17 protein-coding genes and 3 tRNA genes are annotated in these 15,474 nt (G+C 44.0%); 12 read left to right on the forward strand and 8 right to left on the reverse strand.

Annotated features, from left to right (window positions below; genetic code table 11):
- Nucleotide 1: 1 nt before the first annotated feature.
- From OCU28_RS10560 to orn, 4 genes are all read right to left on the reverse strand, one after another.
- Nucleotides 2-77: transfer RNA gene (locus tag OCU28_RS10560), tRNA-Gly, on the reverse strand.
- Nucleotides 78-126: 49 nt separating this feature from the next.
- A tRNA-Met gene (locus OCU28_RS10565) sits at nt 127-203 on the reverse strand.
- A gap of 57 nt (nt 204-260) precedes the next feature.
- Nucleotides 261-336 (reverse strand) — tRNA-Gly (locus OCU28_RS10570).
- Between the two features lie 111 nt (nt 337-447).
- On the reverse strand, nt 448-993 hold the full coding sequence (gene orn, locus OCU28_RS10575) for an oligoribonuclease (RefSeq protein ID WP_261816134.1): 546 nt from the start codon (nt 991-993) through the stop codon (nt 448-450).
- Between the two features lie 137 nt (nt 994-1,130).
- Between orn and rsgA the strand changes: the two genes are divergently transcribed.
- On the forward strand, nt 1,131-2,189 hold the full coding sequence (gene rsgA / locus OCU28_RS10580; RefSeq protein WP_261816135.1) for a small ribosomal subunit biogenesis GTPase RsgA: 1,059 nt from the start codon (nt 1,131-1,133) through the stop codon (nt 2,187-2,189).
- Nucleotides 2,190-2,257: 68 nt separating this feature from the next.
- Nucleotides 2,258-3,118, forward strand: coding sequence for an archaetidylserine decarboxylase (asd, locus tag OCU28_RS10585; protein ID WP_261817481.1), 861 nt, complete (start codon nt 2,258-2,260; stop codon nt 3,116-3,118).
- Between the two features lie 59 nt (nt 3,119-3,177).
- Here asd and OCU28_RS10590 read toward each other — a convergent pair whose 3' ends face one another.
- On the reverse strand, nt 3,178-3,828 hold the full coding sequence (locus tag OCU28_RS10590; protein WP_261816136.1) for a TetR/AcrR family transcriptional regulator: 651 nt from the start codon (nt 3,826-3,828) through the stop codon (nt 3,178-3,180).
- Between the two features lie 130 nt (nt 3,829-3,958).
- On the opposite strand from OCU28_RS10590, the gene OCU28_RS10595 reads away from it, so the two are divergent.
- The 5 genes from OCU28_RS10595 (at nt 3,959) to OCU28_RS10615 (ending at nt 8,702) form a co-directional block, all read left to right on the forward strand.
- Complete coding sequence (locus tag OCU28_RS10595) at nt 3,959-4,849, forward strand: 1,4-dihydroxy-2-naphthoate polyprenyltransferase (protein ID WP_261817482.1); 891 nt, start codon at nt 3,959-3,961, stop codon at nt 4,847-4,849.
- Nucleotides 4,850-4,944: 95 nt separating this feature from the next.
- On the forward strand, nt 4,945-5,448 hold the full coding sequence (rraA, locus tag OCU28_RS10600; protein WP_261816137.1) for a ribonuclease E activity regulator RraA: 504 nt from the start codon (nt 4,945-4,947) through the stop codon (nt 5,446-5,448).
- A 143-nt stretch (nt 5,449-5,591) separates the two neighbouring features.
- The gene (locus tag OCU28_RS10605; RefSeq protein ID WP_261816138.1) at nt 5,592-7,007 is read left to right on the forward strand and encodes an SLC13 family permease; all 1,416 of its coding nucleotides are present in this window, start codon (nt 5,592-5,594) and stop codon (nt 7,005-7,007) included.
- A 19-nt stretch (nt 7,008-7,026) separates the two neighbouring features.
- On the forward strand, nt 7,027-7,749 hold the full coding sequence (locus OCU28_RS10610) for a glycerophosphodiester phosphodiesterase (RefSeq protein ID WP_261816139.1): 723 nt from the start codon (nt 7,027-7,029) through the stop codon (nt 7,747-7,749).
- Nucleotides 7,750-7,814: 65 nt separating this feature from the next.
- Entirely contained in the window at nt 7,815-8,702 is an 888-nt protein-coding gene (locus OCU28_RS10615; protein WP_261816140.1) for a DMT family transporter, read from the forward strand.
- Nucleotides 8,703-8,706: 4 nt separating this feature from the next.
- On the opposite strand, the gene epmA is transcribed toward OCU28_RS10615, so the two are convergent.
- On the reverse strand, nt 8,707-9,681 hold the full coding sequence (epmA, locus tag OCU28_RS10620) for an elongation factor P--(R)-beta-lysine ligase (RefSeq protein ID WP_261816141.1): 975 nt from the start codon (nt 9,679-9,681) through the stop codon (nt 8,707-8,709).
- Nucleotides 9,682-9,900: 219 nt separating this feature from the next.
- Here epmA and frdA point away from each other — a divergent pair, with 219 nt between their 5' ends.
- The 4 genes from frdA to frdD are packed head-to-tail and all read left to right on the forward strand — an operon-like array spanning nt 9,901 to nt 13,182.
- A complete protein-coding gene (gene frdA, locus OCU28_RS10625) occupies nt 9,901-11,688 on the forward strand; it encodes a fumarate reductase (quinol) flavoprotein subunit (RefSeq protein WP_261816142.1) in 1,788 nt (595 codons plus the stop codon).
- Entirely contained in the window at nt 11,688-12,425 is a 738-nt protein-coding gene (locus OCU28_RS10630) for a succinate dehydrogenase/fumarate reductase iron-sulfur subunit (protein WP_261816143.1), read from the forward strand. The genes frdA and OCU28_RS10630 overlap by 1 nt, the downstream gene beginning before the upstream one ends.
- Complete coding sequence (gene frdC, locus OCU28_RS10635; protein ID WP_261816144.1) at nt 12,426-12,809, forward strand: fumarate reductase subunit FrdC; 384 nt, start codon at nt 12,426-12,428, stop codon at nt 12,807-12,809. It abuts the gene before it with no gap.
- 10 nt (nt 12,810-12,819) lie between these two features.
- Nucleotides 12,820-13,182 carry a fumarate reductase subunit FrdD gene (gene frdD, locus OCU28_RS10640; RefSeq protein ID WP_261816145.1) on the forward strand — a complete coding sequence of 121 codons (363 nt, stop codon included), beginning with the start codon at nt 12,820-12,822 and terminating at the stop codon, nt 13,180-13,182.
- Between the two features lie 69 nt (nt 13,183-13,251).
- Here frdD and efp read toward each other — a convergent pair whose 3' ends face one another.
- Nucleotides 13,252-13,818, reverse strand: coding sequence for an elongation factor P (gene efp, locus OCU28_RS10645; protein ID WP_261816146.1), 567 nt, complete (start codon nt 13,816-13,818; stop codon nt 13,252-13,254).
- 33 nt (nt 13,819-13,851) lie between these two features.
- On the opposite strand from efp, the gene epmB reads away from it, so the two are divergent.
- The gene (gene epmB / locus OCU28_RS10650; RefSeq protein ID WP_261816147.1) at nt 13,852-14,874 is read left to right on the forward strand and encodes an EF-P beta-lysylation protein EpmB; all 1,023 of its coding nucleotides are present in this window, start codon (nt 13,852-13,854) and stop codon (nt 14,872-14,874) included.
- Between the two features lie 10 nt (nt 14,875-14,884).
- On the opposite strand, the gene OCU28_RS10655 is transcribed toward epmB, so the two are convergent.
- The gene (locus OCU28_RS10655; protein WP_261816148.1) at nt 14,885-15,451 is read right to left on the reverse strand and encodes a VC2662 family protein; all 567 of its coding nucleotides are present in this window, start codon (nt 15,449-15,451) and stop codon (nt 14,885-14,887) included.
- Nucleotides 15,452-15,474 lie beyond the last annotated feature (23 nt).

Consider the following 15,474-nt stretch of genomic DNA (forward strand, 5'->3'; position numbering starts at 1 on the left):
TTGGAGCGACACACGAGGTTCGAACTCGTGACCTCAACCTTGGCAAGGTTGCGCTCTACCAACTGAGCTAGTGTCGCATTCCGCAGATAACTCGATAGTAGTAAAACCATCCAATCATCTTAAAATTGGTTGCGGGGGCCGGATTTGAACCGACGACCTTCGGGTTATGAGCCCGACGAGCTACCAAACTGCTCCACCCCGCGTCCGTATTGTCTCATCGTTAGGTACAATGATAAACCTGCTCTCAAACGAAGATAATTTGGAGCGACACACGAGGTTCGAACTCGTGACCTCAACCTTGGCAAGGTTGCGCTCTACCAACTGAGCTAGTGTCGCATCAACAACGTCTTTCGCTGTTCGAGGTTGCGCATTATATGCTGATTGACCTGTGATGCAACCCCTAAATCTAAAAAAAATTCAAATTTATACTAAGCGTTCAAAAAACAATCAAATCTTCATTATTGTTTGACGATAATACTTAAGCTCAGCAATAGACTCACGAATATCATCAAGAGCTAAATGTACGCCCTTTTTAGAAAAGCCATCCAACACCTCAGGCTTCCAGCGACGGGTTAACTCTTTCAAGGTACTTACGTCAACATAACGATAATGGAAATACTGCTCAAGCTCAGGCATATGCTTGTATAGGAATCGACGATCTTGTCCAATACTATTCCCACAGATAGGTGATACACCTGCAGGCACATATTGCTTCAAGAAATCAATCGTCATCTTAACAGCTTGTTGCTCATTGATTTTACTCTCTTGTACCCTTTTAACCAGCCCGCTATTGGTATGGGTTGTGGTACACCACTCATCCATCTTATCCAATTCAACCTGAGGTTGATTAATCGCAATGACTGGGCCTTCCGCCAGAATATTCAATTCGCTATCGGTAACAATGGATGCAATCTCAATGATCTGGTGAGTCTCAGGATCTAGCCCTGTCATTTCAAGGTCAACCCAAATTAGGTTGGTTTCATTTAGTGCCATGGAAGAAATTGCCTATGATTGATGTAGTGAGGTCCATTCAATCTCGTTTGATTGAATAACTTATATTAGGGTCTGTATATATTAGGGTATATGATACTCTGCAATATTAAAAAGCCAATTAAGTCGGAAATTAATTAATGGCCAAAAAGAAAAAGCTTACCAAAGGGCAAGTGCGTCGAGTCAGGCATAACCAAAGTAAAAGGCTCAAGCAGGATACTAACAGTATCGACTGGGATGAGAAAATGCTTGGCGAGACTCAAAAAGGGCTAGTAATTACCCGATTTGGTCAACATGCGGACATTGAAGACCTTACCTCAGGTGAAATTCAACGCTGCAACCTTCGTCGAGGCATTGAAAGCCTTGTTTCTGGAGATAAAGTCATATGGCGTAAAGGCCTTGAGACCATGGCAGGTATTTCTGGTGTAGTAGAGGCGGTAGAGCCTCGCACCTCTATGCTTACTCGCCCAGATTACTATGACGGCCTAAAACCAGTCGCAGCCAATGTTGAACAAATGGTGATTGTTTCTTCAGTACTGCCTGAATTATCACTTCCGATTATCGACCGTTACCTGATCGCTTCGGAAACCCTCAACATTGCCCCTCTGCTGGTGTTAAATAAAATAGATCTCACCGATGAAGCTTCATTAGAGCAGCATAAAGAACGCCTTAAGATTTATACCGATATTGGCTATAAAGTGTTATTGGTTAGTAAACAAACCGGTGCAGGCATTGAAGCCTTACAGCAAGAATTACAAGGCAAGATCAACGTCTTTGTAGGGCAGTCAGGGGTCGGTAAATCGAGCTTGGTTAACGCTCTTATGCCTGAACTGGATGTTGAAGAAGGTGAGATCTCAGAGAACTCAGGATTAGGACAGCACACCACCACGGCAGCACGCCTCTATCACTTCCCTCTTGGCGGAGATCTAATTGATTCCCCTGGGGTTCGTGAGTTTGGGCTTTGGCACTTAGAAGCCGATGAGGTCACTACCGCTTTTGTTGAGTTTAGAGAGTACCTAGGTTTATGCCGCTTTAGGGATTGCAAACATATCAACGACCCAGGTTGTGCTATTGTCGAGGCGGTAAACAACAACAAGATTCACCGTTCACGATTCGACAACTACCATAAAATCATTGAAAGCATGGTAGAAAACAAAGCGAACCGACAATATTCACGCAATAAAAAGTTAGAGCAGTAGCATTTAGACAAACTGCACCTTTTTAAGTAACATTCACAACAATTTTTATAAATACGGATCATATTGTGATTGATAAAATCAAAGTGGGCGCTCAGTACTGGCTCCCTCAACATAGCTTGACCCGCTTAGTAGGAAGGTTGGCATCAGCAAAGCTTGGAGCCGTGACGACTTCTATCATTCGCTGGTTCATAAAGCAGTATAAAATTAACATGGATGAGGCACTACACTCTGACCCTCAGCACTTCAAGACCTTTAACGAGTTCTTTGTACGTGAATTAAAGCCAGGTATGCGCCCTGTGGTTGAAGAAGAGTCGGTTATTGTCCATCCAGCAGATGCCTGCGTGAGTCAATTTGGTTTAATTCAAAATGACCGTTTAATTCAGGCCAAGAATCATGATTATTCTGCTCGAGACCTACTAGGTGGTGACCTAAATCTGGCTGAAGAGTTTACTGATGGGCAATTTGCCACACTGTACCTTTCTCCTAGTGACTATCATCGCGTGCATATGCCATGTGATGGTACTTTGCGTCAAATGATCTATGTGCCTGGAGACTTGTTCTCAGTTAACCCTTTGACTGCTGCCAACGTAGAGAATCTATTTGCTCGCAATGAACGTGTAGTATGCATCTTTGATACTGAGTTTGGGCCAATGGCTCAAGTATTAGTTGGGGCAACTATTGTGGGTAGTATTGAATTAGTTTGGGCAGGAACAGTTACGCCTCCAACTGGAAATTCTGTATATCGCTGGGATTACCCAAGTGAAGGTGACAAAGCCATCCACTTTAAAAAAGGGGAAGAGATGGGGAGATTCAAGCTCGGATCAACCGTCATCAATCTATTCCCGAAAGGCGCGATTGAATTTGCATCAAGTATGCAGCTTGAACAAACAACTCGTTTAGGGACCGCTTACGCTCACATCCAAGAGTAGTAGAGCCTATACCTATAATAAAAAAGGAGCTTAATGCTCCTTTTTTTTACTTGCGCCTACTAGATTGTGACCTCAGAAGGAGGTGACATCTTCAACCCCTCTTCTAAAAGCATTAATTGTTCAATTCCTAATGGCGTCGCCAATGGTTTGACTATCGCTAACATTTGCAGCATCCCCTGCATAACCATAGACTCTGTAATCTCGGTATTGGCATTCATTGCCGTTTGATACGCCAACCACCCCGTAGCAATCACGTGTAAGTTAGTCACTAAGTGTTGAATATCAGCATGCTCTATCTCAATCAGTTTTAGTCTTAAAAAAGACTCAACAATACTAACCAAGTTAATTCTTAACTTGTGTTGTACAGCCAGATATCGATGGTGTAGCGCCTCGTCTCTACCGAGGATATCAGCAAGATTTACATATAAAAAACGATACTTCCACATCAAAGAAAAGGTCGAATTAACATAGTGTTTAAGCAGCACTAAGCTCTCATTCTGGCTTTCTACAGGACGGAATCTATCTAACAAATCTTTGGTATATTCGTCAAATATGCCACGGATTATTTCTTGCTTGTTGGCATAGTGATAGTAGAGATTACCTGGACTCATTCCCAAATGGGCTGCAATGTGATTGGTCGTGGTATTACGCTCACCTTCCTGATTGAACAGTTCCAGAGCGCCTCTGGTGATTTTTTTCTTTGTTTTCATAAAAATATTAAAACTCTATACCTTAGAATTTAAGCCTATGATTTCATTTATGCTTTTCAGAGTGAATGGTCGTTACATTGGGTATATACTCTAAATCAATACCAACAATAGTGATTCTTTTATTTTGTCTATTTCATCTTGGCTTTCCGCCGCACGACCGAGAACCTTACCTTTAGCTCTCACATCAATAGTAACGGGAAGTTGCCTAGCTTACTCTCAAGACAACTACATGTGGTCTGTGAGTATCCTTGCCTTGATCACTGCAACTTTACTTCAGATTTTATCAAATCTGGCGAACGACTACGGTGATGCACAGCATGGTACAGACAACCAAGACCGAATAGGTCCAACTCGAGCCATTCAATCCGGCGCTATTTCATTAACACAGATGAAATCAGCTATGGTGATATGCTCTATATTAAGCGTGATGTCTGGGCTCACTTTGATACTGACCTCTTTAACCCACAGCGCTGATATATGGGTATTCATTGGATTAGGTATTGCCGCTATATTTTGCGCCGTTGCCTATACAGTGGGAAAGAAACCCTACGGATATATGGGGCTTGGTGACCTGTCTGTGTATGTATTTTTTGGATTACTCGGTGTTGGCGGCACCTTTTACCTACATGCGCAAACACTGGACTTTTTCCTTTTCCTACCTGCTACAGCCTCAGGCTTGCTTGCTGTCGCGGTGCTGAATGTCAACAATATGCGTGATATCGACAATGACAGTGCATGTGGAAAAACAACCGTTGCAGTTCGATTAGGGCTTGATAAAGCCAAGCGCTACCATATGGCGTTGGTTACTGTTGCTTGGGTTTGCTATTTACTTTACCTCCTCACCTATCATGCAGATTTGTTTAGCCTAGTACTGGTAGCTATCATCTTTGTATTCTCAATGAAGCATTTAATCGCCATCAAGCAAGCATCGAATAGCCTTGCTATTGCTCCTCTAATGGGTGACATTGTAAAGCTAGCATTGATTGCTAACCTTTTATTTTCTATCGCAATTCTTGTTTAACATCGTTTGCTATGGAATGTTAACTACAATCAGTTTTCCTATTAACAAGCAAGATATACTCAACCTACAGCTCTAATCAGAAGGTGACACGAACCATGGAATACAATACCTCAGCTCTTTGTGATGTCTATTTAGACCAAGTCGATGTTGTCGAACCGATGTTCAGTAACTTTGGCGGAAGTGCATCGTTTGCAGGACAAATTACGACTATAAAGTGTTTTGAAGACAATGGTCTGATTCGCTCTGTTTTAGAGCAAGATGGGCAAGGTCGCGTACTTCTTATTGATGGTGGTGGCTCACTCAGACGCGCTCTAATTGATGCTGAGTTAGCAACACTTGCCGAAGAAAACGAATGGGAAGGCATTGTAGTTTATGGCTCAGTACGAGAAGTCGACGAGCTTGAAGATATGAGTTTAGGTATTCAGGCATTGGCCTCAAATCCAGTTGGTGCAACCCACAGTGAGAATGGCGAATTAGATGTTCCGGTTAACTTTGCGGGAGTAAGCTTCTTACCTGAAGATTATATTTATGCAGATAATACCGGGATCATCCTGTCGCAAGAGGCGTTAGAAACCAATTTCGAAATAGAAGAAGAATAATCTTTCCGCTATTTGAGGAAGGTAACATAATTAACATTTGTTGGCAGATCTCTAATTGAGGTCTGCTTTTTTTTTGATTAGAAACAAGGTGGTAAGGAATATACCCAAGTAATTTGAATAGAAAATGACACAGGTGCGACGCAATGCATAAATCCACAACCAAACAGACTATTCGGCTTCTCATTAGTATTTTAGTACCACTAATTGTATTGATGATGCCAAGCAGTTGGATTCCTATTGCACAGCTCACCGTTGTTCAGCATCGACTTCTCGCTATCTTTATTATGGCGGCTCTATTGTGGGTACTAGAGCCTGTTCCTGTATTTGCGACCTCTATTTTGATCATTACTCTACAGCTTATTTTCTTATCGGATAAAGGCCTAAACGTACTACGCATCGATCATACAAATGAGGCATTTGGCCACCTTATTCCTTACACCGATATCTTGGGCTCTTTCTCCTCCCCTATCATCATCTTGTTTATGGGGGGATTTGCTCTGGCTATTGCCGCCTCTAAATACCAATTAGATAATAATCTAGCTCGCGTTCTGTTAAAGCCCTTTGGCAGTAAACCTAAGTTTATCATGCTTGGGCTTATGCTAATTACCGCCGTGTTCTCCATGTTTATGTCTAACACAGCAACCACGGTTATGATGCTCGCGCTACTTGGTCCAATTGTGGCATCAGCTAAGCCTGGAGACCTAGGTATAAAGGCATTGGTATTGTGCATCCCTATTGCCGCAAATACAGGAGGTATTGCAACACCAATAGGCACCCCTCCGAACGCAATAGCATTACAATACCTAACCGGAGAGCACAGCATCGACTTTTTGACTTGGATGATGTTTGGCTTACCCTTTGTTATCGTGCAACTCGCAATTGCGTGGCTGCTACTTCAAAAGCTATTTCCTTCCGAACAGACGCACTTACAACTCGCTCTAGAAGGAAAGTTCTTAAAATCTTGGCAGGCGATTGTGGTTTATATCACTTTTGCCGCAACCATCATTCTATGGATAACAACCAAACTACATGGCATGAACACCTATGTTGTTGCCGTCATTCCGCTGGCGGTATTTACCTTAACCGGCATCATGGGTAAGGCTGAAATCAAACAAATAAACTGGGATGTGCTGTGGCTAGTTGCTGGGGGGATTGCAATTGGACTGGCACTCGACAAAACTGGCTTAGCCAAGGGATTAGCGCACTCCATTGATTATCAAAGTCTCTCTCCGGTTTCAGTGGTGTTAACCCTCTCTATCATCTGTTGGTTGATGGCAAACTTCATGTCGAATACCGCTACCGCTAACCTTTTGATGCCAATAGCAGCCGCAATTGGTACCTCTATGCAAGGTTTAGCATCGATCGGTGGTCTACAAGGTCTTCTGGTAGTGGTGGCCTTTTCAGCCTCACTCGGCATGATTTTACCCGTTTCAACCCCACCCAATTCATTGGCATATTCCACCGGCCTTATTAATAGCAAAGATATGGCAAAAACAGGCATCATTTTAGGCTTGTTCGGTCTTGGAATTGTCTATACAGCCATGTTTGTCTTAACCTAAATTAACTAAAGGAAATACCATGTTAGTCATCGCGCATAGAGGCGCTCGATGTGAGCTACCCGAAAATACTCTATTAGCCTTTGAATCGGCCATTGAAGGGGGAGCTTGCGCCATTGAATTTGATATCCACCAGCATCAAGGTGAGTTCTGGGTTATCCATGATAAATGGGTCGACCGTACCACCAATGGTCATGGTCCATTGGCTTGGCATTCAATTGATGGGATTAAGTCTCTAGACGCTGGTAAAGGCGAGCAGATTCCGACTCTCAAAGAGACCCTTAAATTTATCGCTGGACGCTGCGCCATCAATATCGAAATCAAGGGTATCAGTGATATTGGAGCCTTAATCGAACACTTGGAATTGGCTCAACAAGAATTCAACTTCAAGCCACAACAACTGCTTATCTCCTCATTCAACCATCATTGGCTAGCGGGACTGCATCAACGAGCACCACAGTATAAAATCGCGGCATTAAGTGCTAGCAAGCCCCTTGGTCTATGTCGTTTCGCTCAAGAACTCGGAGCCTATAGCGTCAATATGGCGCTAGATACCGTCGATAAGCAACTGATCGATGACGCTAAATTGCGTGGTTTAAAAGTGTTTGTCTATACCGTAAATCGTGCTGATGATTGGCAACGCCTCTATGCCTTAGGGGTTGATGGTATCTTTTGTGACAACCCAGCAGAGGCCACACATTACTTCAAAGATATGAGCCCACAAACACCACTTTGGCCTGAGTAAAGGGTTTTCTCTTGATGGTTTCTCAGGCATATTAGCTAAAATCATCAATGGCTTAAGTAAATACAATGGGATACGAATGGTTAGCGCTGGCCGCGGCCTTTTTATGGGCAATATCCAGTCTTATTTCAGTGCATCCTGCACGTCATTTAGGGCCCTTTTCCTATAGTCGGTGGCGCATGGGATGCACAGCGGTAATGCTTACTGCTATGGCAGCCATGATAGGCGGCTGGGGTACAGTCAACGCCTCTCATATCCTCCCCATGGTGCTGTCCGGCTTCATCGGTATCTTTATCGGCGATACGGCCCTATTTGCTTGTATGAACCGTATGGGGCCGAGACAGGCTGGATTACTGTTTTCTTGCCATGCCCTATTTTCAGCCATACTGGGCTATTGGATCTTTAGTGAAACATGGCAACTCGCAGAACTCATTGGGGCACTACTGGTATTCTCAGGTGTAGTAACCGCCATATTTTTTGGTCGTAAGGGAGCCAGTAACAACGATTGGGAAGCACTACACGGTAAGTTAGCTATTGGTTTGTCATTAGGGCTTCTCGCCGCATTATGCCAAGCCCTTGGTGGAATTATTGCAAAGCCAGTAATGCAAACCGATGTCAGCCCGATTGCGGCCTCAGCAATAAGGATGATCACCGCCTTTGCCGCGCATAGCCTATTCTGGTTAAGTGGCGCTAAGCTCGCCAAATCCCAACAGCCAATCACAGCTAAGATATTTTCTATCACTGCCCTCAATGGCTTTATCGCCATGGCAGTCGGCATGACGCTAATATTATATGCTTTGCAGCAAGGTAATGTCGGTATGGTCGCGCTATTGTCCTCGACCACACCAATAATGGTACTTCCATTGCTGTGGTTGATCACCAAGCAGCGGCCCAACAAATACGCATGGTTTGGAGCGATACTTGCCGTAATAGGTACTGGGCTTATTGTATCTTAACTGACTATGCCCTGGGGAATGAAAAGGCGCTAACCTGCTCGATGTGGGTTTTGTGTAACGCCAGCATAATCAAACGGTCTATCCCTAGAGCAACCCCAGCACATTGTGGCAAACCATGCTTAATTGCTTCAATCAGGTATTGGTCGATAGGTTGCGGCTGCAGCCCCATGTCTACCCGTTTTTGATTGTCACTTTCAAAGCGAGCAAGTTGCTCTTTGGCATCATCTAACTCATGAAAACCGTTCGCTAATTCAATGCCTTTGAAGTAAACCTCAAAGCGGTCTGCGACTCTAGGGTCTTGGGCATTAATCTTAGCCAAAGCCGCTTGAGAGGCGGGGAAATTATACACAAAGGCTGGAACCTGTTGCCCTATCTTGGTTTCTACTCCCATGCTAAACAGCAGCTGCAAAAGAGTGTCTCTGTCTTGCTCTGGCTGCGCTATATCGCTCAAACCTAAACTATCAGCAACCGCCTTCAACTGTTGCATACTGGCCTCTAAAGGACATACCCCTAACACAGTCAAAAAAGCCTGTTGGTAGGTCATACGCTGCGCCGCTTGACACCCTAGAATCTGCTGTAAGAGTTCATCCATTTCATCCATTAGATCATGATGATCAAATCCAATGCGATACCACTCTAGCATCGTGAATTCAGGGTTGTGATAACGACCACTTTCTTCATTACGGAAAGACTTACATATCTGATAGATAGACCCGCTACCAGCGGCCAGTAATCTTTTCATGTGAAATTCAGGGCTGGTCATCAGGTTCAATGGTCGACCATCAGCATATCCTGGCCCTACAAACTGGGTTTGAAAGGTGTGTAAGTGGATATCGGTTACCGCAGCATGACTCAATGCAGGCGTATCAACTTCCAGCACATTACGCTGCAAGAAAAACCGTCTTATGTGACTTAATATCCCAGCACGAAGGCGTAAATCGGCAATGTCAGCACTTGGTTTCCAGAATGTTATTGGCATGCGTATTCCTGTAATGCAAATTGTTAATAACCTTGACCCTATGCACACCCCTCCATATGACGAGCGTCACAGACCTATTCATTTTTAAACCTTTTACCATAAACACCAAGAAAAAAAGCGGATAAATCAATTTATTCCTAACTTTATTCTCTTAGAATGGTCAGCAGACATCTACATATAAATTGCGGTTAATACTGCTTAACTCACTGGAGGATAACTGTGAAAACAATTACCACAGATATCGCTGTCATCGGCGCCGGAGGCGCTGGTCTTCGAACTGCTATTGCAGCAGCTGAAGCGAACCCAGAAATGGAAATCGCACTAATTTCAAAAGTTTACCCTATGCGCTCTCACACGGTGGCCGCAGAAGGTGGCTCCGCAGCTGTAGTCAAGGAAGAAGATAGCCTAGATAATCACTTCAACGATACCGTTGGCGGTGGTGATTGGCTCTGCGAGCAGGACGTAGTTGAGTATTTCGTTGAGAATTCAACTCGCGAAATGATTCAAATGGAGCAATGGGGCTGCCCATGGAGCCGTAAAGAAAATGGTGAAATCAACGTTCGCCGCTTCGGTGGAATGAAAGTTGAGCGCACTTGGTTTGCAGCCGATAAAACCGGCTTCCATATGCTTCATACCCTATTCCAAACCTCGATCAAATACCCTCAAATCAAGCGTTTTGACGAATACTTTGTGGTTGATCTTCTCGTAGATCAAGGCGAAATTCAGGGACTTATTGCCATTCATATGGCAGAGGGTGAACTGGTAACGATTAAAGCAAAATCCGTTGTTCTGGCAACTGGTGGGGCTGGCCGTGTTTATAACACCAACACCAATGGCGGTATCGTAACCGGTGATGGTATGGCGATGGCTTACCGCCATGGCATTCCGCTACGTGATATGGAATTTGTTCAGTACCACCCAACAGGCCTTCCTGGTACAGGGATACTGATGACCGAAGGTTGTCGCGGTGAAGGGGGCATTATCGTCAACAAGGATGGCTATCGCTATCTACAAGACTACGGTATGGGTCCTGAAACACCGGTTGGTCAACCTAAGAACAAATACATGGAACTGGGCCCTCGTGATAAGGTTTCACAAGCGTTCTGGCACGAGCAACAAAAAGGCAACACCATCGAGCACCCATTAGGCGATGTTGTTCACTTGGATCTTCGCCACCTAGGTGAAGAGTACCTTCAAGAGCGTCTACCATTTATCTGTGAGCTTGCTAAAGCTTATGTCAATGTAGACCCAGCCAAAGAGCCAATCCCAATCCGTCCAACGGTTCACTACACCATGGGTGGTATCGAAACCAAACCTAACTGTGAGACTCGAATCAAAGGGTTATTTGCAGTGGGTGAATGTGCCTCGGTTGGTCTACACGGTGCAAACCGCTTAGGCTCTAACTCTCTGGCTGAATTTGTAGTATTTGGTCGTGTAGCAGGCGAAGAAGCCACCAAGCACGCTCAAGAATTTAAAGGCTGGAACGATTCCGCTATCGAAACACAGATTGCTGAGATTGAGAAACGTATCGAAGGCCTACTTACTCAACAAGGTGATGAAAGCTGGTCTGATATTCGTACTGAAATGGGTAAAACCATGGAATCAGGCTGTGGTATCTACCGCCGTGAAGACCTAATGCAAGAGACGATTGATAAGATCACTGAGCTCAAAGAGCGCTATAAGAAGATCAGCATCAAAGATAAAGGCAAGGTATTCAACACTGATTTACTTTATGCGATTGAAGTGGGTTACGGCCTAGAAGTGGCTGAAGCAATGGTTCACTCCGCAATCCTGCGCAAAGAATCTCGCGGTGCACATCAACGCCTAGATGAGGGTTGTACAGAGCGTGATGATGGTAGCTATCTTAAGCATACTCTGGCTTTCTTCAAACAAGATTCTGCACCATCGATCGATTACAGCAATGTGACCATCACTAAGTCTCAACCTAAAGCTCGCCTATACGGCGCAGCAGCAGAAGAAGCGGCTAAAGCAGAGGAAAACAAGTAATGCCAACACGTATTCAAAAAGTCGATATTCTCCGTTATGACCCTGAGAAAGACGAGCAACCGTATCTGCAAAGCTTTGAGGTTCCATTTGATGACACCATGTCGGTGTTGGATGCTATTGGTTATATCAAAGACCACTTAGATAAGGACCTTGCTTACCGCTGGTCTTGTCGTATGGCTATCTGTGGCTCATGTGGCATCATGGTCGATAATGTTCCTAAGCTAGCATGTAAGACCTTCTTACGTGATTACCCAAATGGACTTAAGATAGAGCCATTAGCAAACTTCCCTATCGAAAAAGACCTTATTGTTGATATGACGCCATTTATTGAGCGTCTAGAAGCAATCAAGCCATATATCATAGGTAATGATCGCAAAGTTGAAGATGGTACTAACATCCAGACCCCAGAGCAGATGGCTCGCTACAAGCAATTTGCAGCCTGCATTAACTGCGGACTCTGTTATGCAGCTTGCCCTCAATTTGGCTTAAACCCCGAGTTTATAGGACCTGCTGCCCTTACACTGGCACACCGCTACAACCTAGATTCTCGTGACAACGGTAAGCAAGAGCGCATGGAACTAATCAATGGTGACAACGGCGCTTGGGGCTGTACTTTTGTCGGTTATTGCTCTGTAGTCTGCCCTAAAAATGTTGACCCAGCAGCGGCTGTTAACCAAGGCAAAATTGAGTCTTCTAAAGACTTTGTGATTGCGATGCTAAAACCGGAGGATGCGTAAATGAGTAATCGTAAGCCTTATGTTCGTGAGATGAAGCGTACTTGGTGGAAGGATCACTCTTTCTATCGTACTTATATGGTTCGAGAAGCAACAGTACTGCCATTAATCCTGTTCACTGTATTCTTAACCATAGGTCTGGGGTCTTTAGTTAAAGGCCCTGAAGCTTGGGCTAGCTGGCTTGAGTTTATGAAAAACCCTATCGTAGTCATTATCAACCTGCTTGCTTTAGCAGGAAGCCTGTTTCATGCACACACATTCTTTAGCATGATGCCTCAGGTAATGCCTATTCGCGTTAAAGGTAAAGCCGTTGATAAAAAAGCAATTATTCTTGCTCAATGGGCGGCAGTAGCCTTTATTTCACTTGTTGTTCTAATCATAGTTTAAGGAATATGACGTGATTAATAAGAATCCTAAGCGTTCAGACGAACCAGTATGGTGGGGACTTTTTGGTGCTGGTGGTAGCTGGTTTGCAATGATTACCCCTATCACAGTATTTGTACTAGGTATCCTAGTCCCATTTGGAGTGATTGACGCTGATGCTATGAGCTATGAGCGTGTTTCTGGCTTCGCTACTAGCCTAATTGGCGCGTTATTTGTTATTGCATCGATTGCGCTACCTATGTGGCATGCAATGCACAGATTGCACCATGGTATGCATGACCTTAAATTACACACCGGTGTTGTAGGTAAGATTGCTTGCTACTTTGTAGCTGCATTCTTAAGCTGCCTAGCCGTTGTGTTTGTGTTCATGATCTAACTGCTCGCCTTGCTATAAACAAAAATGCCGCATCATATGATGCGGCATTTTTTTTATTAACAGCAGAAATTACTTCACGCGACCTACATACTCACCAGTACGAGTATCACATTTCACTACTTCACCAATTTGGATAAATAGTGGTACACGAACTACAGCGCCCGTAGTCAGTGTTGCCGGTTTACCGCCAGTCCCCTGAGTATCGCCTTTAAGGCCAGGATCTGTTTCCGTAACTTCAAGCTCAACAAAGTTTGGTGGCGTAACCACGATTGGGTTGCCATTCCACAGAGTCAGCATACAAGTGTTGTTCTCAACCAACCATTTAGCGTTTTCACCTACCGCTTTAACATCCGCAGCAATCTGCTCAAATGTTTCATTATTCATAAAGTGGTAGAATTCGCCGTCGTTATATAGATAATCTAGGTCAACGTCCAAGACATCAGCTACTTCAACAGTCTCACCTGACTTGAAGGTTTTCTCTAAAACCTTACCTGAAAGCAGTTTACGGATCTTAACGCGGTTAAACGCCTGACCTTTACCTGGTTTAACGTATTCGTTTTCTAGGATTACACAAGGCTCACTATCAAGCATTAGCTTAAGGCCGCCTTTAAATTCGTTGGTACTTACAGTAGCCATGTTGTCCTCTTTTAATATCTAGAGTAAGTTTTAATGCCGCATATCATAACTCAAAAAGCTGTTTTTGTTGAAAAAAACTGGCTAAAACAACTTGCTGATGGGATCTCCGACCCTGCAGAACTACTAGACTATTTGCAGATCGACCCTACGCAATATAATCAAGGGTTCATTGCACGCAAAGCCTTCGCGCAACGGGTCCCCCTAAGCTTTGTTGAGAGAATGGAAAAAGGCAATCCAAATGACCCTCTTTTAAGGCAAGTATTGCCAGTCAAAGAAGAGCTCATTGAACACCCTGATTTTGTATTAGACCCTCTACAAGAGCAAGGCAATAAGCAACCTAGCCTATTACACAAATATCGCAATCGAGTATTACTGATACTGAAAAACAGCTGCGCTATAAACTGTCGTTATTGTTTTCGCCGGCACTTTCCCTACGCAGAAAACCGAGGCGGAAAGGCCATTTGGCAATCTAACATCGATTATATCGCCGCTCACCCTGAGATTGATGAAGTCATTCTATCTGGTGGTGACCCGCTAATGGCAAAGGATGAAGAGCTTCAGTTTTTAGTTACTAAGCTTGCGGAGATCCCGCATCTAAAACGTTTACGTATCCATTCCCGCTTGCCCGTTGTAATTCCTGACAGAATCACCGATGCACTGTGTAACATATTACAACAGACGCGCCTAAAAACCGTACTTGTCATGCATATCAACCACCCTCAAGAAATATCTCAAGACTTGGTATTGGCTTGCCGTAGGCTCAAGCAAGCAGACGTTACCTTACTCAATCAAGGGGTATTATTAAAAGGGGTGAATGATGACGCGAAGGTGCTAGTTAAATTGGGTGAGGAGCTATTTGATGCCGGCATCCTACCTTATTATCTATATGTCTTAGATAAGGTAGCAGGAGCGACTCACTTTTATATTCCAGACGCGAAAGCGAAACAGATAATGGCAGAGGTAATGGCAAATACCTCCGGGTACTTAGTTCCAAAACTCACTAGAGAAATTGGCGGCAAGCCGAGTAAAACTCCACTCGACTTGCAACTAGGTTAAATATTAGGCTCTATTTGGCAAAGTTTACGATAGGGAAGCACTTCAAAAAACCATTATCAGCACAGTTAATAAGGCCGATCTGAACACCTTCAATCTTATCGGTCATATTAAAGATACCCAGTTGGAAGGTTGAACTTTTAGAGATACTAGCAAACGCTACATCAGCACTGGTTTTACCTTCAGAGTAATTGGCCAATCCAAAGTTTAGACCTTTCACATTATTGGTAATATTAACTGCACTGATATTCGCCCCAGTGGTGTTTCCTGGGTTCCAGTTAAATAGACCGAATGCAGCCCCCGTCATCTGTTGATTTACCTTAGACCCACCAAAGAACAGGCCGATATTTACACCTGTCATTCGATCTCGCTCAGACATACCCAATACCGAAATATCTAAGCCCTTAACTTCACTTACTTTACCGTGTAATACCGATAATCGAACCCCACCAACCGAGCTTGCATTTGGGGCATTAAACCCATTGACTGAAGAGAACATGACAGGTGTGCTATCTGCCATAGCCAAAGGAGATGTAAGGGCTGCTACTGTGGTCGCTACTGCTATTAGTCGTTTCTTCATTTTAAAATCCATATTATTTTGAT

This window comes from Vibrio gallicus (assembly GCF_024346875.1).
In the GTDB taxonomy this organism is placed as follows: Bacteria; Pseudomonadota; Gammaproteobacteria; order Enterobacterales; family Vibrionaceae; genus Vibrio; species Vibrio gallicus.